Consider the following 20,894-nt stretch of genomic DNA (forward strand, 5'->3'; position numbering starts at 1 on the left):
TTATAATATAAATTTTATTTATTTGGGACATTTTCATCTTTCTTATACTAGGACATTATCATCTTTCAATCATAAGTATAGTTTTGATTTCAAATAATATATTGACATGGCAATACAAGTGTAGTATACTTAACAAAGTTGAGTTTTAAGAAGAAACTAGCCGTTTCTCACCTTACGGCATAGCTAGTAAGGTTAAGTGGGATTTTTAAGTGTAAAGTTTACATTTTCCTATTGGAATATTGAGAGGCGGCGTGAGCTGTCTCTTTTTTGCATGCTTATATAATTTTACTAGGGGGTGAAAATTATTAATAAGGGTTTTCTCGTAAATGAAGAAATAAAGGCAAAAGAAGTAAGAACTATTGCAAGTGATGGAAAACAGCTGGGAATTTTGCAAGTAGATGAAGCATTTAGACTTGCAGAAGAAAGCGAATTGGATTTAGTTATGGTATCTCCTAATGCGAAACCTCCAGTTTGTAAAATCATGAATTATGGAAAGTTTATATATGAACAATCAAAAAGGGAAAAAAAGTCTAGAAAGAAACAAAAAGTTATTGTTGTAAAGGAAATTAGACTTAGTCCATCCATTGAGGAGCATGATATTTCTGTCAAGGCAAATAATGCAAGAAAGTTTTTACAATCAGGATATAAAGTTAAAGTTTCAGTTAGATTTAGAGGAAGAGAAGCGGATTATTCATTTACTGGAAGAAAAATATTAAATAATTTTTATTCTAAACTTGAAGATATCTGTTCAATAGAAAAAAAAGCAAAGCTTGAGGGAAGAAATATGGTGATGATATTGTCACCTAATAAATCATAAATAAAAGCATAAATAATGGAGAGGAGGAATTATTATGCCAAAAATGAAAACTAAGAAGGGTGCAGCAAAAAGATTTAAAGTTACAGGAACAGGAAAACTTAAGAGAGCAAAAGCTTTTAAAAGTCATAAATTAACAGCTAAAAGTTCAAAGAGAAAGAGAAATCTTAGAAAAGTAGGTTATGTTTCAGAAGCTCAAGAAAAAAACATGAAGAATTTACTACCTTATTTATAATCGAAAATTCTAAAAGGAGGTTAAAGGAATGGCAAGAGTAAAAAGAGCTGTTAATGCTCGTAAGAACCATAAGAAAGTATTAAAATTAGCAAAAGGCTATTATGGTGGAAGAAGTAAATTATTTAAAACAGCTAATGAGTCAGTTGTAAGAGCACTTAGAAATGCATATGTAGGAAGAAGACTTAAGAAAAGAGATTTTAGAAAGCTTTGGATAGCAAGAATAAACGCTGCAGCAAGATTAAATGGACTTTCCTATTCAAAATTCATAAATGGAATAAAAACTGCTGGAATAGATATAAATAGAAAGATGCTATCTGAAATAGCAATAAACGATCCTAAGGCATTTGCTAAATTAGTTGAAATAGCTAAGAAACAATTAAGTGCATAAAATAATTTACATATGGAGTGTAGAGTGTCTACACTCTTTTGTTTATAGGAATATCAATTAAAAGTTCAGGTGGATTTTTTGAATATAATAAATAGTAAAAATAATATTCAGATTAAAGAAATTAAAAAATTAAGAAACAGGAAATACAGAAATCAGAAGGATAAATTTCTGGTAGAAGGATTTAGATTTTTTGAAGAGGCTGTAAAATCAGAATTTATAGTTCCAACTATATTTGTAAATGAAATTTTGCAAGATAAATGGGAAGAATTTATAAAAGATAAAAATTTAGAAGATTTAATTAAAGGAAAAATATATTATGTTTCAAATAAACTATTTGAAACTATTAGTGGTACAGATAATTCCCAAGGTGTAATTGCAGTGGTGAAAAATAGGAAATTAGAGGTTAAATCTCAAAATGGATTTTATGTACTTACAGATAGAATACAAGATCCTGGAAATATGGGAACTATAATAAGAAGTGCACATGCGTCAGGAGCTTTAGGTGTAATATTGACTAAGGGAACTGTTGATATTTATAATGAAAAAACATTAAGATCTACAATGGGATCAATTTTTCATATACCTATTATTTATGATTATAATTTGGAAAATATAAAATCTTTAAAAAAAGATGGATTTAAAATTTTAGCAAGTACTCTTGATACAGATATAGATTTTTATAAATGTAAATTAGCTGATAGAATAATAATTGCAGTTGGTAATGAAGGGAATGGACTAAGTGAAGATATAATAAATATGTCAGATATAAATGTTAAAATACCAATGCCAGGAAGTGCAGAATCTTTAAATGTATCTGTGGCCGCAAGTATAATGATGTTTGAAATAGTGAGGAGAAGATTAAAATAAATTTATATTGACATTACAATAGGATAATTGTATCATTTACAATAAATAATGATAAAAATCAATATATTTATACTTTGATGGAAAGAGTAGGAGTATAACTATTTACAGAGAGAGAAAATTTAAGTTGAGAGTTTTCTTATATTTGTTTTACTTTGAAGTTCGTTCCGGAGTTCTAATTGTGAATTTTATAGTAGCAATTAGCGAATAAAAATCGTTAAATTTTGCAAGAGGATATTTTTATAATATCAATTTGGGTGGTAACGCGGATACAGAGTTCGTCCCTTTTGGGAAGTGCTCTTTTTTATTTTATTGAATTTTATATATTTGTGAAAGGAGAAAGCATGATGATAAAAGAAAAACTTGAAAAGATAAGAGAAAATGCTTTACAAGACCTGAAGAATAAAACAGAGGTTACAGAAATAAATAAGATAAGAGTTAAATACCTAGGCAAAAAGGGGGAATTAACTCAGATACTGAGAAATATGAAATCACTTTCTAAAGAAGAAAGGCCTATTGTTGGAAAATTTGCCAATGAAGTTAGAAAAAATCTTGAAGAAGCTATAGAAAAGTCTTTAAATAAAATAAAAATATCCAATATAGAAAATAGACTGGAAAGTGAGAAAATTGATATAACTATGCCTGGTAAAAAACAAATTATAGGCAAAAGACATCCACTTGAGCAAACTTTAGAAGATATGAAACAAATATTTATTTCAATGGGATTTACAATAGAAGAAGGTCCTGAAGTTGAATTGGATTATTATAATTTTGAAGCATTGAATATACCTAAAAATCATCCTGCAAGAGGTGAACAGGATACATTTTACATAAATGACAATATAGTTTTAAGAACTCAGACATCTCCAGTACAGATAAGGATAATGGAGAAAGAAAAGCCACCTATAAAAATGATATCTCCAGGTAAGGTATATCGTTCTGATTCAGTGGATGCCACACATTCTCCTATATTCTATCAAATGGAAGGACTTGTAGTTGACAAAGGTATAACATTTGCAAATTTAAAAGGCACACTTGAAATGTTTGCTAAAAGAATGTTTGGAGATGGAATAAATACAAAGTTTAGACCACATCATTTTCCATTTACAGAACCTTCTGCTGAAATGGATGCCACTTGTTTTGTATGTGGAGGAAAGGGATGTAGAGTATGTAAAGACGAAGGTTGGATAGAGCTTTTAGGATGTGGCATGGTTCATCCACAAGTACTTAGAAATTGTGGAATAGATCCAGAAGTGTACAGTGGATTTGCTTTTGGTATGGGTGTAGACAGAATGGTTATGCTTAAGTATGGAATAGATGATATACGAAATATGTATGAAAGTGACATGAGATTTTTAAATCAATTTTAACATTTATATATTTATAGTAATTTAGGAGGGAGTAACTTATGAAAATTCCAGTTAGATGGTTAAAAGATTATGTAGATATAGATATTTCTGCTAAAGAATTGGGAGATAAATTAACATTAAGTGGATCAAAGGTTGAAGAAATTCAGACCACAGGGGATGAAATAAATAAAGTAGTAACAGGTAAAATTATAAATATATATAAACATCCGGATGCAGATAAATTGTCTGTATGTAGTGTTGATATAGGAAAAGATGAACCAATACAGATAATAACAGCAGCTACTAATATGAAAGAACAGGATGTAGTACCAGTAGCATTACATGGATCAACTATACATGGTGGAGTGAAGATAAAAAAAGGAAAATTAAGAGGGCTAATGTCAAATGGTATGTTTTGTTCTGAAGAAGAGCTTGGAATAGCAGGAGATGAACCGGTATACGGACTTATGATACTTCCAAAGGATACACCTGTAGGAAAAGATATAAAGTCAGTTGTAGATATGGAAAGCAGTATTATAGATTTTGAGATAACTTCAAATAGACCTGATTGTTTAAGTGTTTTAGGAATAGCAAGAGAAACTGCTGCAACATTAAATAAAAGTTATAAGAATCCTGAAATTACATATAAGGAATCAAATCTATATAATGTTAAAGATGAGATAAAGGTTGAAATTAAAGATGAACTCTGCAAGAGATATATGGCAAAGGTTATAAAAAATGTAAAGATAGAGCAGTCGCCATCTTGGATGCAGAAAAGACTTCTTGAAGCTGGAGTTAGACCTATAAACAATATAGTTGATATTACAAATTTTGTAATGCTAGAACTTGGTCAGCCTATGCATGCTTACGATATAAGAGATATACATTCTAAAAAAATAATAGTAAAAAGAGCGGAAGATGGTGAAAAGTTTACCACATTAGATGGAGAAGAAAGAGAATTAGACAATAATATACTCACTATAAGAGATGGTGAAACTGCAATAGGTCTTGCAGGTATAATGGGAGGACTTGACTCAGAAATAAAAGATGATACCAAAGATGTAGTATTTGAGTGTGCAAATTTTGATGGAACTAATATAAGAATTTCTACACAGAAATTGGCACTTAGAACTGAGGCTTCATCAAGATTTGAAAAAGATATTGATCCTAATTTAGCAGAAATTGCAATGGATAGAGCTTGTCATTTAATAGAAGAACTTGGAGCTGGGGAAATTGCAGAAGGAACTATTGATATCTATAATAAAAAAGTTGAACCTCATTATGTGCAGGTGAATTCAGATTGGATTAATAAATTTTTAGGAATACACATATCTAAAGAGGAAATGGCTGATTGCCTTAACAGATTGGAATTAAAAACAGAGATAAAAGACAATATTTTGAATGTCTACGTTCCTACATTTAGAAGCGACATAAATATAAGAGAAGATGTAGCTGAGGAAGTTGCAAGAATATATGGATATGATAAAATCCCTTCAACAGTTATAGAAAGTGTAAGTACTAAAGGAGGAAAAAATAAGAAACAAAAACTTGACGATAAAGTTATAGATATACTTATTGCAAGTGGTTTAAATCAATCTATAAGTTATTCTTTCTTTAGTAGGAAAGCTTTTGATAAAATATGTCTTCCTAAAGATAGTAGTCTTAGAAATGTAGTTGTTATAAGAAATCCTTTAGGTGAGGATTATAGTATAATGAGGACTACTTCAATTCCATCAATGATGGAAGCACTTAGTAGAAATTACTCACGAAGTAATGAATCTGCTAGATTATTTGAAATAGGGAAAGTATATATGCCAAATGATGACCCAAACAAATTACCAGATGAAAAAAATATTTTGACTGTAGGTATGTATGGAAATGTTGATTATTTTGATTTAAAAGGTATCGTGGAAAATATATTAACTTCATTTGAAGTAAGTAAATTTTCATTTGAGAGAGAAACTGAAAATCCAAGTTTTCATCCTGGAAGAACTGCAAATCTATTTGTAAAAAAGGATCTAATAGGTACATTTGGTGAAATTCATCCAACTGTTGCTGATAATTATGGAGTTGGAGTAAGGTGTTATATTTTAGAAATAAATCTAGATTCATTATATAAATATGTGGACTTAACTAAAAAGTATAAGCCACTTCCTAAATTCCCTGCTGTATCAAGAGATATTTCTATTGTGGTTGATAAAGATACTCTTGTACAGGATGTTGAAAGTATAATAAAGAAATATGGTGGAAATATGCTTGAAAGTATAAAACTATTTGATGTTTATACTGGAAAGCAGATAGAAAAGGGTAAAAAATCTATAGCATATTCTATAAATTATAGATTAGAAAATAAGACACTTACAGATAATCAAGTAAATAAAGTTCACAATAAGATACTTAGAGCACTTGAAAATAAACTTGGCGCTAAGTTGAGATAGTAAATTTTTATAAGAGATTATTACTAAAGATTATTTTTAATATAAAATAATTAATTAGTAATAATCTTTTATACTATGCTTTAATGGGAAATTTTACCTACAAATTTACAAATAGTAGTTTAATCTATATGTAATTTGTGATAGAATAATGGTATAGTTATTTAAAATGGCGATAGCTAAGAGGGTGTTCAAATGAATATGGTAACAGTCATGATAAATGGTATAGAGTATAAATTAAAAGGCGATGAGCAAGAAGAATATTTGCATAGATTAGCTAGTTATGTAGATAAAAAAGTAAAGAATGTACTTGAAATTAACAATAAATTAAGTACTTCTTCGGCGGCGATATTATCTGCTTTAAATGCAGCTGATGATATGTTTAAAATAAAGGAAAAAAATGAAAAATTAAAAAAAGAAATTGAAGAATTAAAAGAAAGTCAGAAATTATATGAAGGACAAATAAGCTCTTTGAAAAAACAACTTAAACATATGGAAGAATATAACTCTGAACTTGAGAAAAAATTAAAAGATTATGGAAGCAATAATAATTACAAGGAAAAAATGGAAAGAGATAGCAAAACAATTATGCAGTTAGAAGAAGAAATAAAATTGACTAAGAAATCTGTTGAGGAGTACTTAAAAGAAAATGCTAAAATTAAATCTGAAAATAAAGAGTACAAGTTTAAGATACAATCATTAAGATATAAGATAATGGATCTTGAAAACAAATTGCAGGAAAATCAAATAAATTTGGCTAAAGAGAGAAAGAAGAGGAATCCTCTTTTAAGTGAAAAGTCAGTGTAGAAATCGAACTAATGGAAAATGTTAGTTCGATTTTTTTATTATTTTTTAAGACTTTTTTAAGATGTTTATAGGAAAATATATAAAACTTTGAATGTATTAAATATTACTATATAATAAGTAATGTGTAAGGAGATGACTATATGAATAAAGTAGAACTGCTAGCCCCTGCTGGAGATATGGAAAGTGTATACGCTGCTGTACAATCTGGAGCAAATGCCATTTATATTGGAGGAGATAAGTTTTCAGCTAGAGCCTATGCTCACAATTTTGATAATGAGTCTGTAAAGTCAGTTGTTAGATATTGCCATTTATATAATGTCAGCGTATATGTAACTATAAATACTATTATAAAAGATGTTGAAATGAAAGATGCACTTACATATGTTGAGTTTTTATATAATATTGGAGTAGATGCAATTATAGTTCAGGACATAGGTCTTGCAATTCTTGTAAAGAAGCATTTCCCAGATTTTGAGATTCATGCATCTACTCAAATGACAATACATAATTTAGAAGGTGCACTATTTTTAGAATCAATAGGATTTGACAGAATAGTGCTTTCAAGAGAACTGTCTTTAGAAGAAATAAGGCTTATATCTAGCAAACTTACTGCGGAAACTGAAGTATTTATTCATGGAGCACTATGTGTATGTTATTCAGGGCAATGTCTTATGAGCAGTATGATTGGTGGAAGAAGTGGAAATAGAGGAAGGTGTGCACAACCTTGCAGATTGCCTTATAATATAGTGAGAAATAAAGATAAAGTTTCTAAAAGAGGGTATCTTTTAAGCCCTAAAGATATGTGCACTATTGACAATGTAAAAGATATAATTGAAAGTGGAGCTTTTTCTTTGAAAATTGAAGGAAGAATGAAGAGGCCTGAATATGTTGCAGGAGTCGTAAAAGAGTATAGAAAGGCAATAGATAGATGTTTAAGTAATAAAATGTCAAATAAAAGTGCTTTAAACACAGATAAAAGTAAAAAGAGATTGCTGCAACTTTTTAATAGAGAAGGTTTTACAAAGGCATATTTATTTAAAAATACTGGAAGAGATATGATGTCGTATTTATCTCCAAGAAATACAGGAATAGAGATAGGAAAAGTTGAAAAGGACATGACTGTCATTTTAAAAGATACTTTGTCTATAGGAGATGGAGTAAGACATGATAAAAGCGGATTTAATGTATTTAAGATATTAAAAGGTAACATGGAAGTTTCTAGTGCAGATAAAGGAGATAGGGTAAAAATTTTTCCTACAAAGTACAGACGAGGAGATATGCTTTATAAGACTGCGGATTTAAATCAGATGAAAAATCTTCAAGACATATATAAAAATCCTTATGAAAAGAAGATAGAATTAAATTTAAAAGTAAAATTTCAATTAGAAAGTCCAATTGAATTAGAAACAATATATGATGGCAAAGTTTTTAAAGTAGAAGGAGATATTGTTCAAAGAGCAATAAAAAGACCTCTTAGCCAGGAGAGAGTATTTAGCAGTTTGCTTAAAACGGGAGATAGTATATTTAAGTTTTCTAATATAGAATTAGCATATTTTGAACATGGTTTTTTACCTATATCTTCATTAAATTCAGTAAGAAGAAAGCTTATAAATTGTATTGAGAAATATATATTGGATAAAAATATAAATCGATCAAAAAAAGTTGTGCCACATATAGAATCATTTAAAAGGTGTTCATCTGTAAAAAAGTTGCCAGAAAAAATGGTATCTGTAACGAATGAAGAACAGCTTAGAGCTGTTTTGGAGTCTAGCTTAGATTTTATATGTATAAATCCCTTTAAAAGAAATTTTAAAATTGATTTAGAGAATTTGAAAAATAGAAAAGTATATATAGTTGTGCCAAATATAGTAAAACGGGAATTTGAATATATATGCAATTTTATACATGATAATATAAATAAAATAGAGGGGATAATTACATCTAATTTAGGTATAATAAATAGATTTAAAGGAAATGTAGATATAATAGGTGATTATAAGCTGAATATATATAACAGGGACTCTCTTAATTTTTATAATAATTTTATAGATGGGAGTTGTTTAAGTGCAGAACTTAGCAGAAATGAAGTAAAACATATGCTCAATAATAATCAAAACAATTGTCAGATGCTTGTGTATGGTAGAGTACAGGTTATGGTAAGTGAATACTGCCCTATAGGCAGTACATTTGGAGGAAAAGATTCATTTAAAGAGTGTAATTTAGCATGCGAAAATAGCGAGTATTCACTTATAGATAGAAAAAATAAAGTATTTCCAGTTAGTACAGATAGATTTTGTAGAAGTTATATATACAATAGTGTCCCAACAAATTTAATTCCAAATATAAGTGAGTTAAGAAAGATAGGAGTAAATAGTTTTAGAATAGATTTTATAGATGAAACTTATGAACAGGCAAAGGAGATAATTGATTCTTTTATTAATGAAAAATGGAATAAAGATTTTTCTGGATTTACAAGAGGACACTATAAGAAAGGTATAGAGTAAAGATAAGAAGTCTACTAATCTACACAAATTTATTACTTATTTATGAAAGGGGTATTACTATACGATATGAATGATAAATCTCTCAAAACATTGGAGTTTGATAAGATAAAAGAAAAGTTAAAAAAATATGCTATTACCAATGCAGGTAAAGATATAATAGAAAAATTGAAGCCTTATGATAATGTGTATGAAGTTAGAAAACACTTAACTGAAACTATGGAGGCATTTAAATTGCTTATAAAAAAGGGTTCCCCTCCTTTTGATGGTTCCTATGATGTTAGAAATGGAATAACAATGGCTAAAAAGGGTTCAGTGCTTATGCCTATACAGATATTGAGAATAGCTGGAGTGCTTAGAGCTTCAAGAAGGTTTAAAACATATATAAGTCATAAAGAAGAGGAAGAGTCCTATAGGATATTAGAAGACGTTTGTTCTGGAATTACAGAGTTAAAATCACTGGAAAATAAGATATTTGAGTCTATAGAAAGTGAAGATCATATTTCAGATAGAGCAAGTTCTAAATTATATGATTTGCGAAGAAAGTTAAGAAGTAAAAATGCATCTGTAAGAGATAAGGTAAATTCACTTGTAAGAGGATATTCTAAATATCTGCAAGATGATCTCTATACAATTAGGGGAAGTAGGTATGTACTTCCTGTAAAAGCTGAATATAAAGCATATGTTCCAGGTTTAGTACATGATCAAAGTTCCAGTGGAGCCACTTTGTATATAGAACCAATGGGACTTGTCAACTTAAATAATGAGATAAGAGAACTTATGCTTGAAGAAAAAGCTGAAATAGATAGGATACTTGCTGAGCTTTCAAAAGATATATATAATAATATATCTGCTGTTGAAATAAATGCAAATATATTGTGGAAGCTGGATTTCATATTTGCAAAGGCAAAATTTGCAAGTGAGTTCAATTGTACAGTGCCTGATGTAAATGAAAATGGGATTATAGATATAGTGCAGGCAAAACATCCACTTATAGATAGAAAATCAGTAGTGCCTATGGATTTATACATGGGAAAGGATTTTAAATCTCTAGTTATAACTGGACCAAATACAGGAGGAAAGACTGTTACTTTAAAAACTATGGGACTATTGCATATTATGGCATTAAGTGGGCTTATGATACCTGCAAGAGAAAACTCAACTGTTGGATTTTTTAAAGAAATTTTTGCAGATATTGGAGATGAACAGAGTATTGAACAGAGCCTATCTACTTTTTCTTCTCATATGACTAATATTGTAAACATAATAAATAAGGCAGATGAAAATTCACTTGTTTTATTTGATGAACTTGGAGCAGGTACAGATCCTACAGAAGGAGCTGCTCTTGCTGTATCAATACTTGAAAATTTAAAGAAAAGACATTCAACTATAGTTGCAACTACTCATTATAGTGAATTAAAAGTATATGCTTTAAAAACAGATGGAGTTGAAAATGCATCTGTTGAATTTGATGTTAAAACACTAAGGCCTACATATAGGCTTATGATAGGATCTCCTGGAAAATCTAATGCTTTTGAAATATCAAAGAGATTGGGACTTCCTGACTTTATAATAGAAGATGCTAGAAAAAATATATCAAGTGATGCCTTAAAATTTGAAGATCTTATACAAAATCTTCAAAATAAAAATTTGGAAGCAGAAAGATATTCAAGAGAGGCTAGGAATCTAAAAATTGAAGCTGAAAGAATCAAAGAAAAGTATGAAAAAAAGCTCGATAAACTTAAAAACATTAGAGAAAAGACTATTATGGAAGCCAATAAAAAAGCAAGAAATATAATGAAGGAAGCTAAAGAAGAAGCAGATACTATATTAAAGGAAATGAGAAGATTAGAAAAACTTGGATATAGTAGTGAAGCTAGAAAAGAACTTGAACGTCAAAGAAAGGGACTTGGAAAAAAACTAGACGATGCTGAAGAAAAGCTGTATGTGAATAAAACAAATGAAGGTGAAGAAATTGACAGCGTAAGAGAAGGAGAAGAAGTTTTCTTGCCATCCCTTAACCAAAATGTAATTGTACTTACATTGCCAGACAATAGAGGGGAAGTTCAAGTACAGGCAGGTATAATGAAAATAGATGTTAAGCTTAAGGATCTTAGAAAGGCAAAGAATTCTCAGAAAAAGTCAGATAGGACTAAAAAGAGATCTCCTAAGTTGAATTTGAAATCTGTTCCTAGTTCTGTGGATCTGCGTGGTATGGATTCTATAGAAGCTACTTATACAGCTGATAAATATTTAGATGATGCATATATGGGTGGACTTAAGGAAGTTACAATAATACATGGAAAAGGTACAGGAGTGCTTAGAAATTCAATAAATGAAATGTTAAAACGTAATTCACATGTAAAAAAATATAGACTAGGTGAGTATGGAGAAGGAGGTACAGGTGTTACAATAGTTGAATTAAAGTAGATTTCGTAATTTGGTGGAGGAGTAATAATATGATTATAGTAAGTGCTTGCCTTTGTGGTATAAATACTAGATATGACGGAAGAAGTAGTCTAAAAAAAGAAATTTTAAAACTTGTTATAGATGGAAAAGCTATACCAGTTTGTCCAGAACAACTTGGAGGATTAAGTACTCCAAGATTACCTTGTGAAATAAAGGGTGGATCTGGAATAGATGTAATAGAGAAAAGAGCATTTGTAGTTAATTCACAGGGAGTGGATATGAGTGAAAATTTTTTAAGGGGAGCCTATGAAACATTAAACATATGTAAAAGATGTAATGTAACTTCAGCTATATTGAAATCAAGAAGCCCATCTTGTGGATATAAGAAAATTTATGACGGAAGTTTTAATGGAAATATAATAGATGGAAATGGAGTAACCTGTGAACTTTTAATAAAAAACAATATAAAAGTATATAATGAAGATATTTTTTAGATGGAAGACTTATACATGTTATCATTTGGTAAAAACATTGTAGTTTAAGTGATTTTAATCACCATTTATAGTATAATTATAAATATTAAATATTACGCAGTAAGCATACAATAATCAGATTCATTTACTATAATTGCATATTATATTAAATAATTCATATAAAAATATACTATTTAATATATAACTAAGTAGGAGGTATTGATATGTATAAGGAAAGGTATGAAGAGTGGTTAAATTCAGATCTTATTGATGAAAAGGCAAAATTAGAGTTAAAAGGTATTAAAGATGAGAAGGAAATAGAAGATAGGTTTTATAAGGACTTAGAGTTTGGTACAGGTGGTCTTAGAGGTGTAATGGCAATTGGTACTAATAGAATGAATATATATACTGTAAGAAAGGCAACTCAAGGATTGTCAAATTATCTAATAAATAAGTACAATGAAGATATATCTGTATGTATTGGATATGACTCAAGACTAAATTCTGAAACTTTTGCTAAAGAAGCCGCTTTAAATTTATGTGCAAATGGTATTAAAGTAAATTTATTTGAATCATTGCGACCAACTCCTATGTTATCATATGCAGTTAGAGAACTTAAAAGTAAAGCAGGAATAGTTATAACTGCGTCACATAATCCTAAAGAATATAATGGTTATAAAGTATATGGAGAAGACGGAGGCCAAATTACAGATGTACCTGCAAAAGAAATATTTAAGTATATAGAAGCAGTTGATGATCTTTCAAAGGTGAAGACAATAGATATTCATGAAGCTAAAAATAAAAAATTGTTAAATATTATAGGTGAGGAAGTTGATAAGACATATATAGATAAAGTAAAAAAGCTTTGTATAAGAAAAGAACTTATACGCGATATGGCAGACAAACTTAAAATAATATATACTCCACTCCATGGAAGCGGAAATATACCTGTAAGAAGAGTACTTAAAGAGCTTGGATATAATAATGTTCATGTAGTACCGGAGCAGGAAAAACCTGATGGGAATTTTCCAACGGCACATTATCCTAATCCAGAAGATCCAAAAGTTTTCAATATAGCTCTTGAAATGGCAAAGGACATAAAGCCAGATATAATATTTGGAACTGATCCAGATTGTGATAGAATAGGTGTTGTTGTAAAAAAAGCAGATGGTAAATATAGTGTGCTTACAGGAAATGAAACAGGCATTTTACTGACTCATTATATATTATCTTCCTTAGATGAGATGAAGATACTTCCTAAAAATGCTGCAATTGTGAAAACCATAGTTACTACAGAGGCTGCTGAAAAAATAGCTGAAAGTTATGGAGTAGAAGTAGTAAATGTTTTAACAGGATTTAAATATATAGGAGAAAAAATAAAAGAATTCAATTCTAAAGGAGATAAAAAGTTTGTATTTGGATTTGAGGAAAGCTACGGATATTTGTCAGGAGATTTTGTAAGAGATAAAGATGCAGTAATTGCATCAGCACTTATATGTGAAATGGTTCTATATTATAAATCAAAAGGAATGACACTTTATGATGCACTTATAAAATTGTATGAAAAGTATGGATTTTATAAAGAAAAACTTGTGGCAATAGAACTTAAGGGCATAGAGGGTCGTGAAAAGATAGAGAAGATAATGCAATACCTTAGACATTCAATGAAAGACAATTTAGATAATGTGAAAATAGTAAAAAAGATTGACTACAAACTTGGAGTAGAAAAAGATTTGATTGGTATAAAGGAAAAAACCATTGATTTGCCTAAGTCAAATGTTCTTAAATTTATTTTGGAAGATAAGTCATGGTTTGTAGTAAGACCTTCTGGCACAGAGCCAAAGATAAAGATATATCTATCTGTAATAGGAGATAACTTAGATGACTCTAAAAAAAGAATAGAGATTCTTCAGAAAAAAATTGAAAAAGTACTTAATGATGCATGTAACTGTTAATTAAAACACAAATATGAAAAATAGGTGAGATTTATGGATATAAAGGTACACTTGAAAGATAAGTTATCAAGTATGTTGTTTTTGGAAATAGATAAAAATAATCTGAAAAAAATTTTTAATACAGATTTAAAAGGGCAAATATATTTACCTATAGCTGCAAGTAATATAATTGATACTGTTAAAGCACAAAAGAATATGGATAAAATACCTGTTCAGTTTTTTATAGAAGGAATGTTTTATGTATTAGGAGCAGATAGAGATTTCAAGTATAATGACAGCTATATTGAAATATTAAAAAATACACCAAATAGTGTAAAGTTTATAAAAGGTAAGATAGCAAAGCAGGTTAAAGATAAGAAATATGAGGATGCATATATACTTCTTAAAGGGCTTCTTAATGTAGAAAAAACTAAAGAAGTTTATGATAAAATAATAATTCTTGTAGATTATATTAGAAAAACTGATAGCAGTTACAAATCTGAAGAATTAGAAATTTTGGAAGATGCAGAGAGTATAGATAACTATGCTCTCCCATATTTTTATGATGCAATTATTCAAAGAGAAGATGAAAATTATGAAAAAGCTCTTTTTTGTATAAATAATTACATATCAAGAGGCGGAGAAAAAACTATGGAAGCCTTGGATTTCAAAGAGTCTGTAAAGTCAGTAGTTGAATTTAATAAAGCAAAAGAAATACTAAATGAAAATCCTACAGAAGCTTTAAAGATAATGTTGCCTTTAATGGATGTATTTGGAGATCATCCATCCTTTTATTACTATGTGGCAGTAGCATACAGACTATTGGAAAACTATGAAAAAGCCATATACTATTTAAATGAAGCTTTAAATATAGATAGCAGTATAGTTGAAGTTATAAATGAGATGGGAATAAATTATGCATGTATAGGAGATTATAAAACAGCGATTTCCTATTTGCGAAAGGCATTTGAAGCTACTAGATCAGTTGAAATTTGTACAAATTTGGTAATGTGTTATTTGAATTTAAATGATATGAAAAGTGCTAGAGAGCATTTTAATATTGCAAAAAAATTAGATCCTAAAGATGAAGTTGTGATTCAACTTGAAAATATATTTAAATAAATTGTAAATTTTTATATGTATGATTTTTTATTTGAAGGGAGATTTTTAGTTTGAAAGTAAAAAAAGCTATAATACCAGCAGCAGGTCTTGGAACTAGATTTTTGCCTGCAACTAAAGCACAGCCAAAGGAAATGCTTCCAATAGTTGATAAACCAACTATACAGTATATTATTGAAGAAGCTGTAGCATCTGGAATAGAACAGATTTTAATAATTACAGGAAGAAATAAGAGGGCTATAGAAGATCATTTTGATAAATCTGTAGAGCTTGAAAATGAACTTGAAAATCATAATAAGAAAGAACTTTTAAATTTAGTTCAAAAAGTATCAAATATGGCAGATATATATTATATACGTCAAAAAGAACCTAAGGGCCTAGGAAATGCTATAAGTTGTGCCGAAACTTTTGTTGGAAATGAGCCCTTTGCAGTTATGCTTGGTGATGATGTGGTAGATAGCAAAGTGCCATGTTTGAAGCAACTTATGGACTGTTATGATGAATACAAAACATCTATACTGGGAGTACAAAAAGTTCCTAAAGATGAGGTTTACAAGTATGGAATAGTAAGGGGTATGTATATAGAAGATAGAGTGTATAAAGTAAAAGGACTTGTTGAAAAGCCAAAATGTGAAAGTGCACCTTCTAATATAGCCATACTTGGAAGATATATAATAACTCCATCTATATTTGAAATATTAAAAGAAACTGTTCCTGGCAAAGATGGAGAAATTCAGCTTACAGATGCACTTAAGACCTTGGCAAAGATAGAGGCTATGTATGCTTATAATTTTGAAGGAAGAAGGTATGATGTAGGAGATAAATTAGGGTTTTTGCAGGCAACTGTAGAATATGCCCTAAAGAGAGATGAGTTGAAAAAACCTTTTATGCAATACCTTATGAATTTAAAAGATACTGATTTATTTAAAAATGTAAATAAGGAAGCAATGGATGAAGTTAGTAAAAATAAGTTTACAAATTCATAAATAAAATATATTGAATAATTTTTACTATGATGTAAAATAGAAAAGAGAGTTTGCTTAAAAACTTTATAAAAATAACTTTAGGAAGTGTTGATATGCAAAAAAGTAAAAAACTTATTATATATGATATGATATTGCTAATAGGTTCCTTATATTTTGCACTGCTTTTAAAATTTGACTTTACTTCTATACCATCTGAATATATGGAATTCTTAAAATTATCATTGGTTCCAGTGATAGGTATAACACTTATATTTAATAAGTTTTTTAAATTATACGATAGCATATGGAAATATGCATCTGTAGAAGAACTGCTTTCTATTATCTATTCAATTTCACTTTCAAATATTGTGTTTATAATATATAGCCGTTTTGTAAACTTTACGTTTCTAGGAAATAGATATTATAGATTCCCATTTTCTGTTCATATAATTTTTTGGATACTATCAGTAGTTACACTGGGGGGAAGTAGGTTTTTAATTAGAATAGTTGAACAGAGCAAGGGAGAGAAAGACACAAAGGAGAACGGTAAGAAACTGCTTATAATAGGAGCAGGCGATGCATCTTCTATATTGATAAAGGAAATAAAGAGAAATACCAATTTAAATTATGATATAGTTGGACTTATTGATGATGATGTTGCTAAAAAAAATAAGATGATAAGTGGAGTAAAAGTTCTTGGAGGAAGAAATGACATTATAGATATATGCAAAAAAAATAGAATAGAAGAAATAATAATTGCAATTCCTTCTGTGGATATTGATTCAAAAAGAGAGATTATAAATATATGTAAAAAAACAGGTTGCAAATTAAAAACATTACCAGGAATATATGAAATTGTGGACGGAAAGGTAAATATAAGCAAACTTAGAGATGTGAATATAGAAGACTTACTTGGCAGAGATGAGGTAAAGCTTGATAATAGCAATATAAATAAGTACATAAAGGATAAAGTTATATTAGTTACAGGAGGCGGAGGATCAATAGGATCTGAGCTTTGTAGGCAGATATCAAGGTTTAACCCAAGAGAACTTTTGATTTTGGATATATACGAGAACAATGCCTATAGTGTACAGATGGAACTTAACTATAAGCATCCAGAACTAAACAAAAAGGTTATTATTGCATCAATAAGGGATATTAATAGAATGAGAGAAATATTCTCAAAATATAAACCGGATGTTGTATTTCATGCAGCTGCTCATAAACATGTTCCACTTATGGAATTAAATCCACAAGAAGCTGTAAAAAATAATATAATAGGAACTTATAATGTACTTAAATGTTGCAATGAATTTAAAGTTAAAAAATTTGTCCAAATAAGTACAGACAAGGCAGTAAATCCTACAAATATAATGGGAGCTACAAAGAGATTTTGTGAAATGATGGTTCAGGCTTTTGATCAAGTTAGTGATACTGAATATGTTGCTGTAAGATTTGGAAATGTACTTGGAAGTAACGGTTCTGTTATACCATTATTTAAAAATCAAATAGCCCATGGTGGTCCTGTTACTGTTACCCACCCTAAAATAAATAGATTTTTTATGACAATTCCAGAAGCAGCCCAACTAGTTATACAGGCAGGTGCAATAGCAAAAGGTGGAGAAATATTTGTTCTTGACATGGGAAAACCAGTTAAAATAGTAGATTTAGCTAGAGATCTCATAACACTTTCTGGTTATAAGCCTGATGTGGATATAAAAATAGAATATACAGGACTTAGACCAGGAGAAAAACTCTATGAAGAACCACTTATGAATGAAGTGGCACTTACATCTACGGAACACAATAAGATATTTGTTGAGAAAAATAGCAATATAGATATTGGTTTTATAAATAGCTCTATAGATGAATTTAAAAAAGTAGTAAATAGAGATAAAGAAAGTGTATTCGAGCTCATGGAAGAAAAAGTTCCTACTTACAGGAGAAAGAAGAATGATGAGGAATCTGCTTAATACTTGATTAAAATTATAATTTTTATGTGGAGGAAATATGAAAGTTCTAATAATTTCCCATATGTATCCTTCAAATTTTAATAATATGGCTGGAATATTTGTATATGAGCAGGCTAGGGCACTTGTACGAAATGGATGCGAGGTAAAGGTTGTAAGTCCTGTACCTTGGGCACCTTTTCCACTAAAAAACATGAGTGCAAAATGGAAGGGATATTCAAATATACCATATAAGGATAAAATAGGGTCAATAGATGTGTACTATCCAAGGTATCTAGAATTTCCAAGAGGAATTCTATTTAATAGGTCTGGATATTTTATGGGGAAGTGTATAACAAGTACTGTAAAGCAAATATATAAGAAATTTAAGTTTGATGTAATACATTCAAATGTAGCACTGCCAGATGGATATAGTGCAATTATAGTAAATAGGAATTTGAAGCTTCCACATGTTGTTACTATACATGGGCAGGATTTTCAAAATACAATATATAGAAATAAAAAGTGTAAACAAGCAGTATTTAAAGTTTTAAATAGAGTAGACAGAATAATAACTGTGAGTACAAAGCTTGGCAATATTGTAGCTCAAGAGAACTTTTATAAAAAAGTGAGAGTTATACATAATGGCATAGATGAAAAAATTATAAAATGTAATTCCGAAGATAATCTAAATGAGGAAAAGAAAGATAAAATTAAAATTCTAAGCGTGTCAAATTTAAAGAAAACAAAGGGTATACAGATAAATTTAGAGGCAATAAGTAAATTAAAAGATAAGTATAAGAATATACAATATGATATAATAGGAAGCGGAGAATTTGAAAGTGCACTTAAAAATCTTGTAAAAAAACTTAACTTAGGAAAAATAGTAAATTTTTTAGGAAGTATGGAACATAGCAAAGTAATTGAAAATATGTCACAATATGATATATTTTCTCTTCCAAGTTACAATGAAGGATTTGGTGTTGCATATATAGAGGCAATGTCTCAAGGACTTCCTGTAATAGGTGTAAAAGGTGAAGGAATTGAAGATGCTATAGAACATGGATACAATGGATTCTTAGTTAAAAGAAAAGATGTAGATAGTTTAGTTTCTGTTCTTTCATATTTAATTGAAAATGAGAAAAAGAGAATGGAAATAGGTATAAATGCAATTGATACTGTAAAAAGATATTTTACATGGGATAAAAATGCTAAAGAGGTTATAAAATTGTATAATGAAATTATATGATTTTATAAAATTATGAAAATTCAGGAGGAAAAATGATGTCACAATTAAAAGATGAATTGATATCAAAATTAAACAATAAGACTGCAAAACTTGGTGTAGTTGGTCTTGGATATGTAGGACTTCCACTTGCAGTGGAAAAAGCAAAAGTAGGATATAATGTTATTGGTTTTGATGTTCAAGATAAAAAAGTTGAAATGGTAAATAATGGACATAATTACATAGGAGATGTAGTTGATTCAGATCTCTCAGTATTAGTTGAGCAAGGAAAGCTAAAAGCTACTACTGATTTTCAATTTGTAAAAGAAGTAGATGCAGTTACAATATCTGTACCTACTCCACTTGATATTTATAAGCAGCCTGACTTATCATATGTAGTTAACTCTACAAAGAGTGTGGCAAAATATCTTCATAGAGGTATGCTTGTAGTACTTGAAAGCACTACATATCCTGGAACTACAGAGGAAGTTCTTAAACCTATACTTGAAGAAAGTGGATTAAAGTGCGGAGAGGACTTTTTCCTTGCATTTTCACCAGAGAGAGTTGATCCTGGAAATAAGAAATATAAAACAAAAAATACTCCTAAGGTAGTTGGAGGATGCACTAAAGAATGTACTGAGGTTGCAGCAACCCTTTATAGAAATGTACTGAAGAGCGATGTATTTACAGTATCATCACCTGCAGTTGCAGAAATGGAAAAAATACTTGAAAATACATTTAGAAATATAAACATAGGTCTTATAAATGAAATGGCAATTTTGTGTAGTAGAATGAATATTGACATATGGGAAGTAATTGAGGCTGCAAAGACAAAGCCTTATGGATTTATGCCATTTTATCCAGGCCCAGGACTTGGTGGACATTGTATACCACTTGATCCATTTTATCTTTCATGGAAGGCAAAGGAATATGATTTCCATACAAAACTCATAGAGGCTTCTGGAGATATAAATGATTCAATGCCTGCTTTTGTAGTTGATACAGCAATGAAGCTTTTAAATAAATATGAAAAAAAGGCAATGAATGGTGCAAAGGTGTTGCTTCTAGGTGTTGCATATAAAAATGATATAGATGATATGAGAGAATCACCAGCACTTAAAGTAATAGAACATTTAGAGAAAAATGGAGCAGATGTTATTGTAAATGATCCATATATACCTAAGTTTAAATATAAAGATAAAGAATATAATAGTGTTGAATGGAAAGATGTTATAGATGAATCAGATATAGTTATAATAACTACAAATCACAGCTGTTATGATTATGAAGAAATTGTTAAAAGAGCAAAGATTGTATATGATACTAGAAATGCTACAAAAGATGTGAAAAATAATAGAAATAAAATTTATAAACTATAAATATTTAAGAATATAAGTCCTAGTTTATAGGACTTATATTCTTAAATG

General features: G+C 29.4%; 16 protein-coding genes and 2 other annotated features. All 16 genes read left to right on the top strand.

Features of this window, described 5'->3' with window-relative positions:
• Nucleotides 1-141: 141 nt before the first annotated feature.
• Nucleotides 142-277: a sequence feature (ribosomal protein L20 leader region), on the top strand.
• 18 nt (nucleotides 278-295) lie between these two features.
• Nucleotides 296-817: a translation initiation factor IF-3 gene (infC, locus tag H2684_RS06130; protein ID WP_182088519.1), complete on the top strand. Its 522-nt coding sequence runs from the start codon at nucleotides 296-298 to the stop codon at nucleotides 815-817.
• Between the two features lie 34 nt (nucleotides 818-851).
• Nucleotides 852-1,049 carry a 50S ribosomal protein L35 gene (gene rpmI, locus H2684_RS06135; protein ID WP_182088520.1) on the top strand — a complete coding sequence of 66 codons (198 nt, stop codon included), beginning with the start codon at nucleotides 852-854 and terminating at the stop codon, nucleotides 1,047-1,049.
• 28 nt (nucleotides 1,050-1,077) lie between these two features.
• Nucleotides 1,078-1,437 (top strand): 50S ribosomal protein L20, encoded by a 360-nt coding sequence (gene rplT / locus H2684_RS06140; RefSeq protein ID WP_182088521.1) that lies wholly within the window; start codon nucleotides 1,078-1,080, stop codon nucleotides 1,435-1,437.
• Between the two features lie 84 nt (nucleotides 1,438-1,521).
• Nucleotides 1,522-2,304, top strand: a complete 783-nt coding sequence (locus H2684_RS06145) for an RNA methyltransferase (RefSeq protein WP_182088653.1) — start codon at nucleotides 1,522-1,524, stop codon at nucleotides 2,302-2,304.
• A gap of 65 nt (nucleotides 2,305-2,369) precedes the next feature.
• Nucleotides 2,370-2,590 (top strand) — a binding site (T-box leader).
• Between the two features lie 61 nt (nucleotides 2,591-2,651).
• On the top strand, nucleotides 2,652-3,671 hold the full coding sequence (gene pheS, locus H2684_RS06150; protein ID WP_182088654.1) for a phenylalanine--tRNA ligase subunit alpha: 1,020 nt from the start codon (nucleotides 2,652-2,654) through the stop codon (nucleotides 3,669-3,671).
• Between the two features lie 38 nt (nucleotides 3,672-3,709).
• Complete coding sequence (gene pheT, locus H2684_RS06155; protein WP_182088522.1) at nucleotides 3,710-6,088, top strand: phenylalanine--tRNA ligase subunit beta; 2,379 nt, start codon at nucleotides 3,710-3,712, stop codon at nucleotides 6,086-6,088.
• 192 nt (nucleotides 6,089-6,280) lie between these two features.
• Nucleotides 6,281-6,892 carry a cell division protein ZapA gene (locus H2684_RS06160; RefSeq protein ID WP_182088523.1) on the top strand — a complete coding sequence of 204 codons (612 nt, stop codon included), beginning with the start codon at nucleotides 6,281-6,283 and terminating at the stop codon, nucleotides 6,890-6,892.
• Between the two features lie 140 nt (nucleotides 6,893-7,032).
• Complete coding sequence (locus tag H2684_RS06165) at nucleotides 7,033-9,396, top strand: U32 family peptidase (RefSeq protein WP_182088524.1); 2,364 nt, start codon at nucleotides 7,033-7,035, stop codon at nucleotides 9,394-9,396.
• A 66-nt stretch (nucleotides 9,397-9,462) separates the two neighbouring features.
• Entirely contained in the window at nucleotides 9,463-11,823 is a 2,361-nt protein-coding gene (locus tag H2684_RS06170; RefSeq protein WP_182088525.1) for an endonuclease MutS2, read from the top strand.
• 29 nt (nucleotides 11,824-11,852) lie between these two features.
• Nucleotides 11,853-12,296 carry a DUF523 domain-containing protein gene (locus H2684_RS06175; protein ID WP_182088526.1) on the top strand — a complete coding sequence of 148 codons (444 nt, stop codon included), beginning with the start codon at nucleotides 11,853-11,855 and terminating at the stop codon, nucleotides 12,294-12,296.
• A gap of 203 nt (nucleotides 12,297-12,499) precedes the next feature.
• Nucleotides 12,500-14,230, top strand: coding sequence for a phospho-sugar mutase (locus H2684_RS06180; protein WP_182088527.1), 1,731 nt, complete (start codon nucleotides 12,500-12,502; stop codon nucleotides 14,228-14,230).
• A gap of 33 nt (nucleotides 14,231-14,263) precedes the next feature.
• The gene (locus H2684_RS06185; protein ID WP_182088528.1) at nucleotides 14,264-15,331 is read left to right on the top strand and encodes a tetratricopeptide repeat protein; all 1,068 of its coding nucleotides are present in this window, start codon (nucleotides 14,264-14,266) and stop codon (nucleotides 15,329-15,331) included.
• Between the two features lie 50 nt (nucleotides 15,332-15,381).
• The gene (galU, locus tag H2684_RS06190; protein ID WP_182088529.1) at nucleotides 15,382-16,314 is read left to right on the top strand and encodes a UTP--glucose-1-phosphate uridylyltransferase GalU; all 933 of its coding nucleotides are present in this window, start codon (nucleotides 15,382-15,384) and stop codon (nucleotides 16,312-16,314) included.
• A 92-nt stretch (nucleotides 16,315-16,406) separates the two neighbouring features.
• A complete protein-coding gene (locus tag H2684_RS06195; RefSeq protein WP_182088530.1) occupies nucleotides 16,407-18,266 on the top strand; it encodes a nucleoside-diphosphate sugar epimerase/dehydratase in 1,860 nt (619 codons plus the stop codon).
• A gap of 37 nt (nucleotides 18,267-18,303) precedes the next feature.
• Nucleotides 18,304-19,491 carry a glycosyltransferase gene (locus H2684_RS06200; protein ID WP_182088531.1) on the top strand — a complete coding sequence of 396 codons (1,188 nt, stop codon included), beginning with the start codon at nucleotides 18,304-18,306 and terminating at the stop codon, nucleotides 19,489-19,491.
• Nucleotides 19,492-19,526: 35 nt separating this feature from the next.
• The gene (locus tag H2684_RS06205; protein ID WP_182088532.1) at nucleotides 19,527-20,846 is read left to right on the top strand and encodes a nucleotide sugar dehydrogenase; all 1,320 of its coding nucleotides are present in this window, start codon (nucleotides 19,527-19,529) and stop codon (nucleotides 20,844-20,846) included.
• Nucleotides 20,847-20,894: the final 48 nt, after the last annotated feature.

The sequence above is a fragment of the Clostridium sp. cel8 genome, assembly GCF_014050525.1.
GTDB lineage: Bacteria > Bacillota > Clostridia > Clostridiales > Clostridiaceae > Clostridium_B.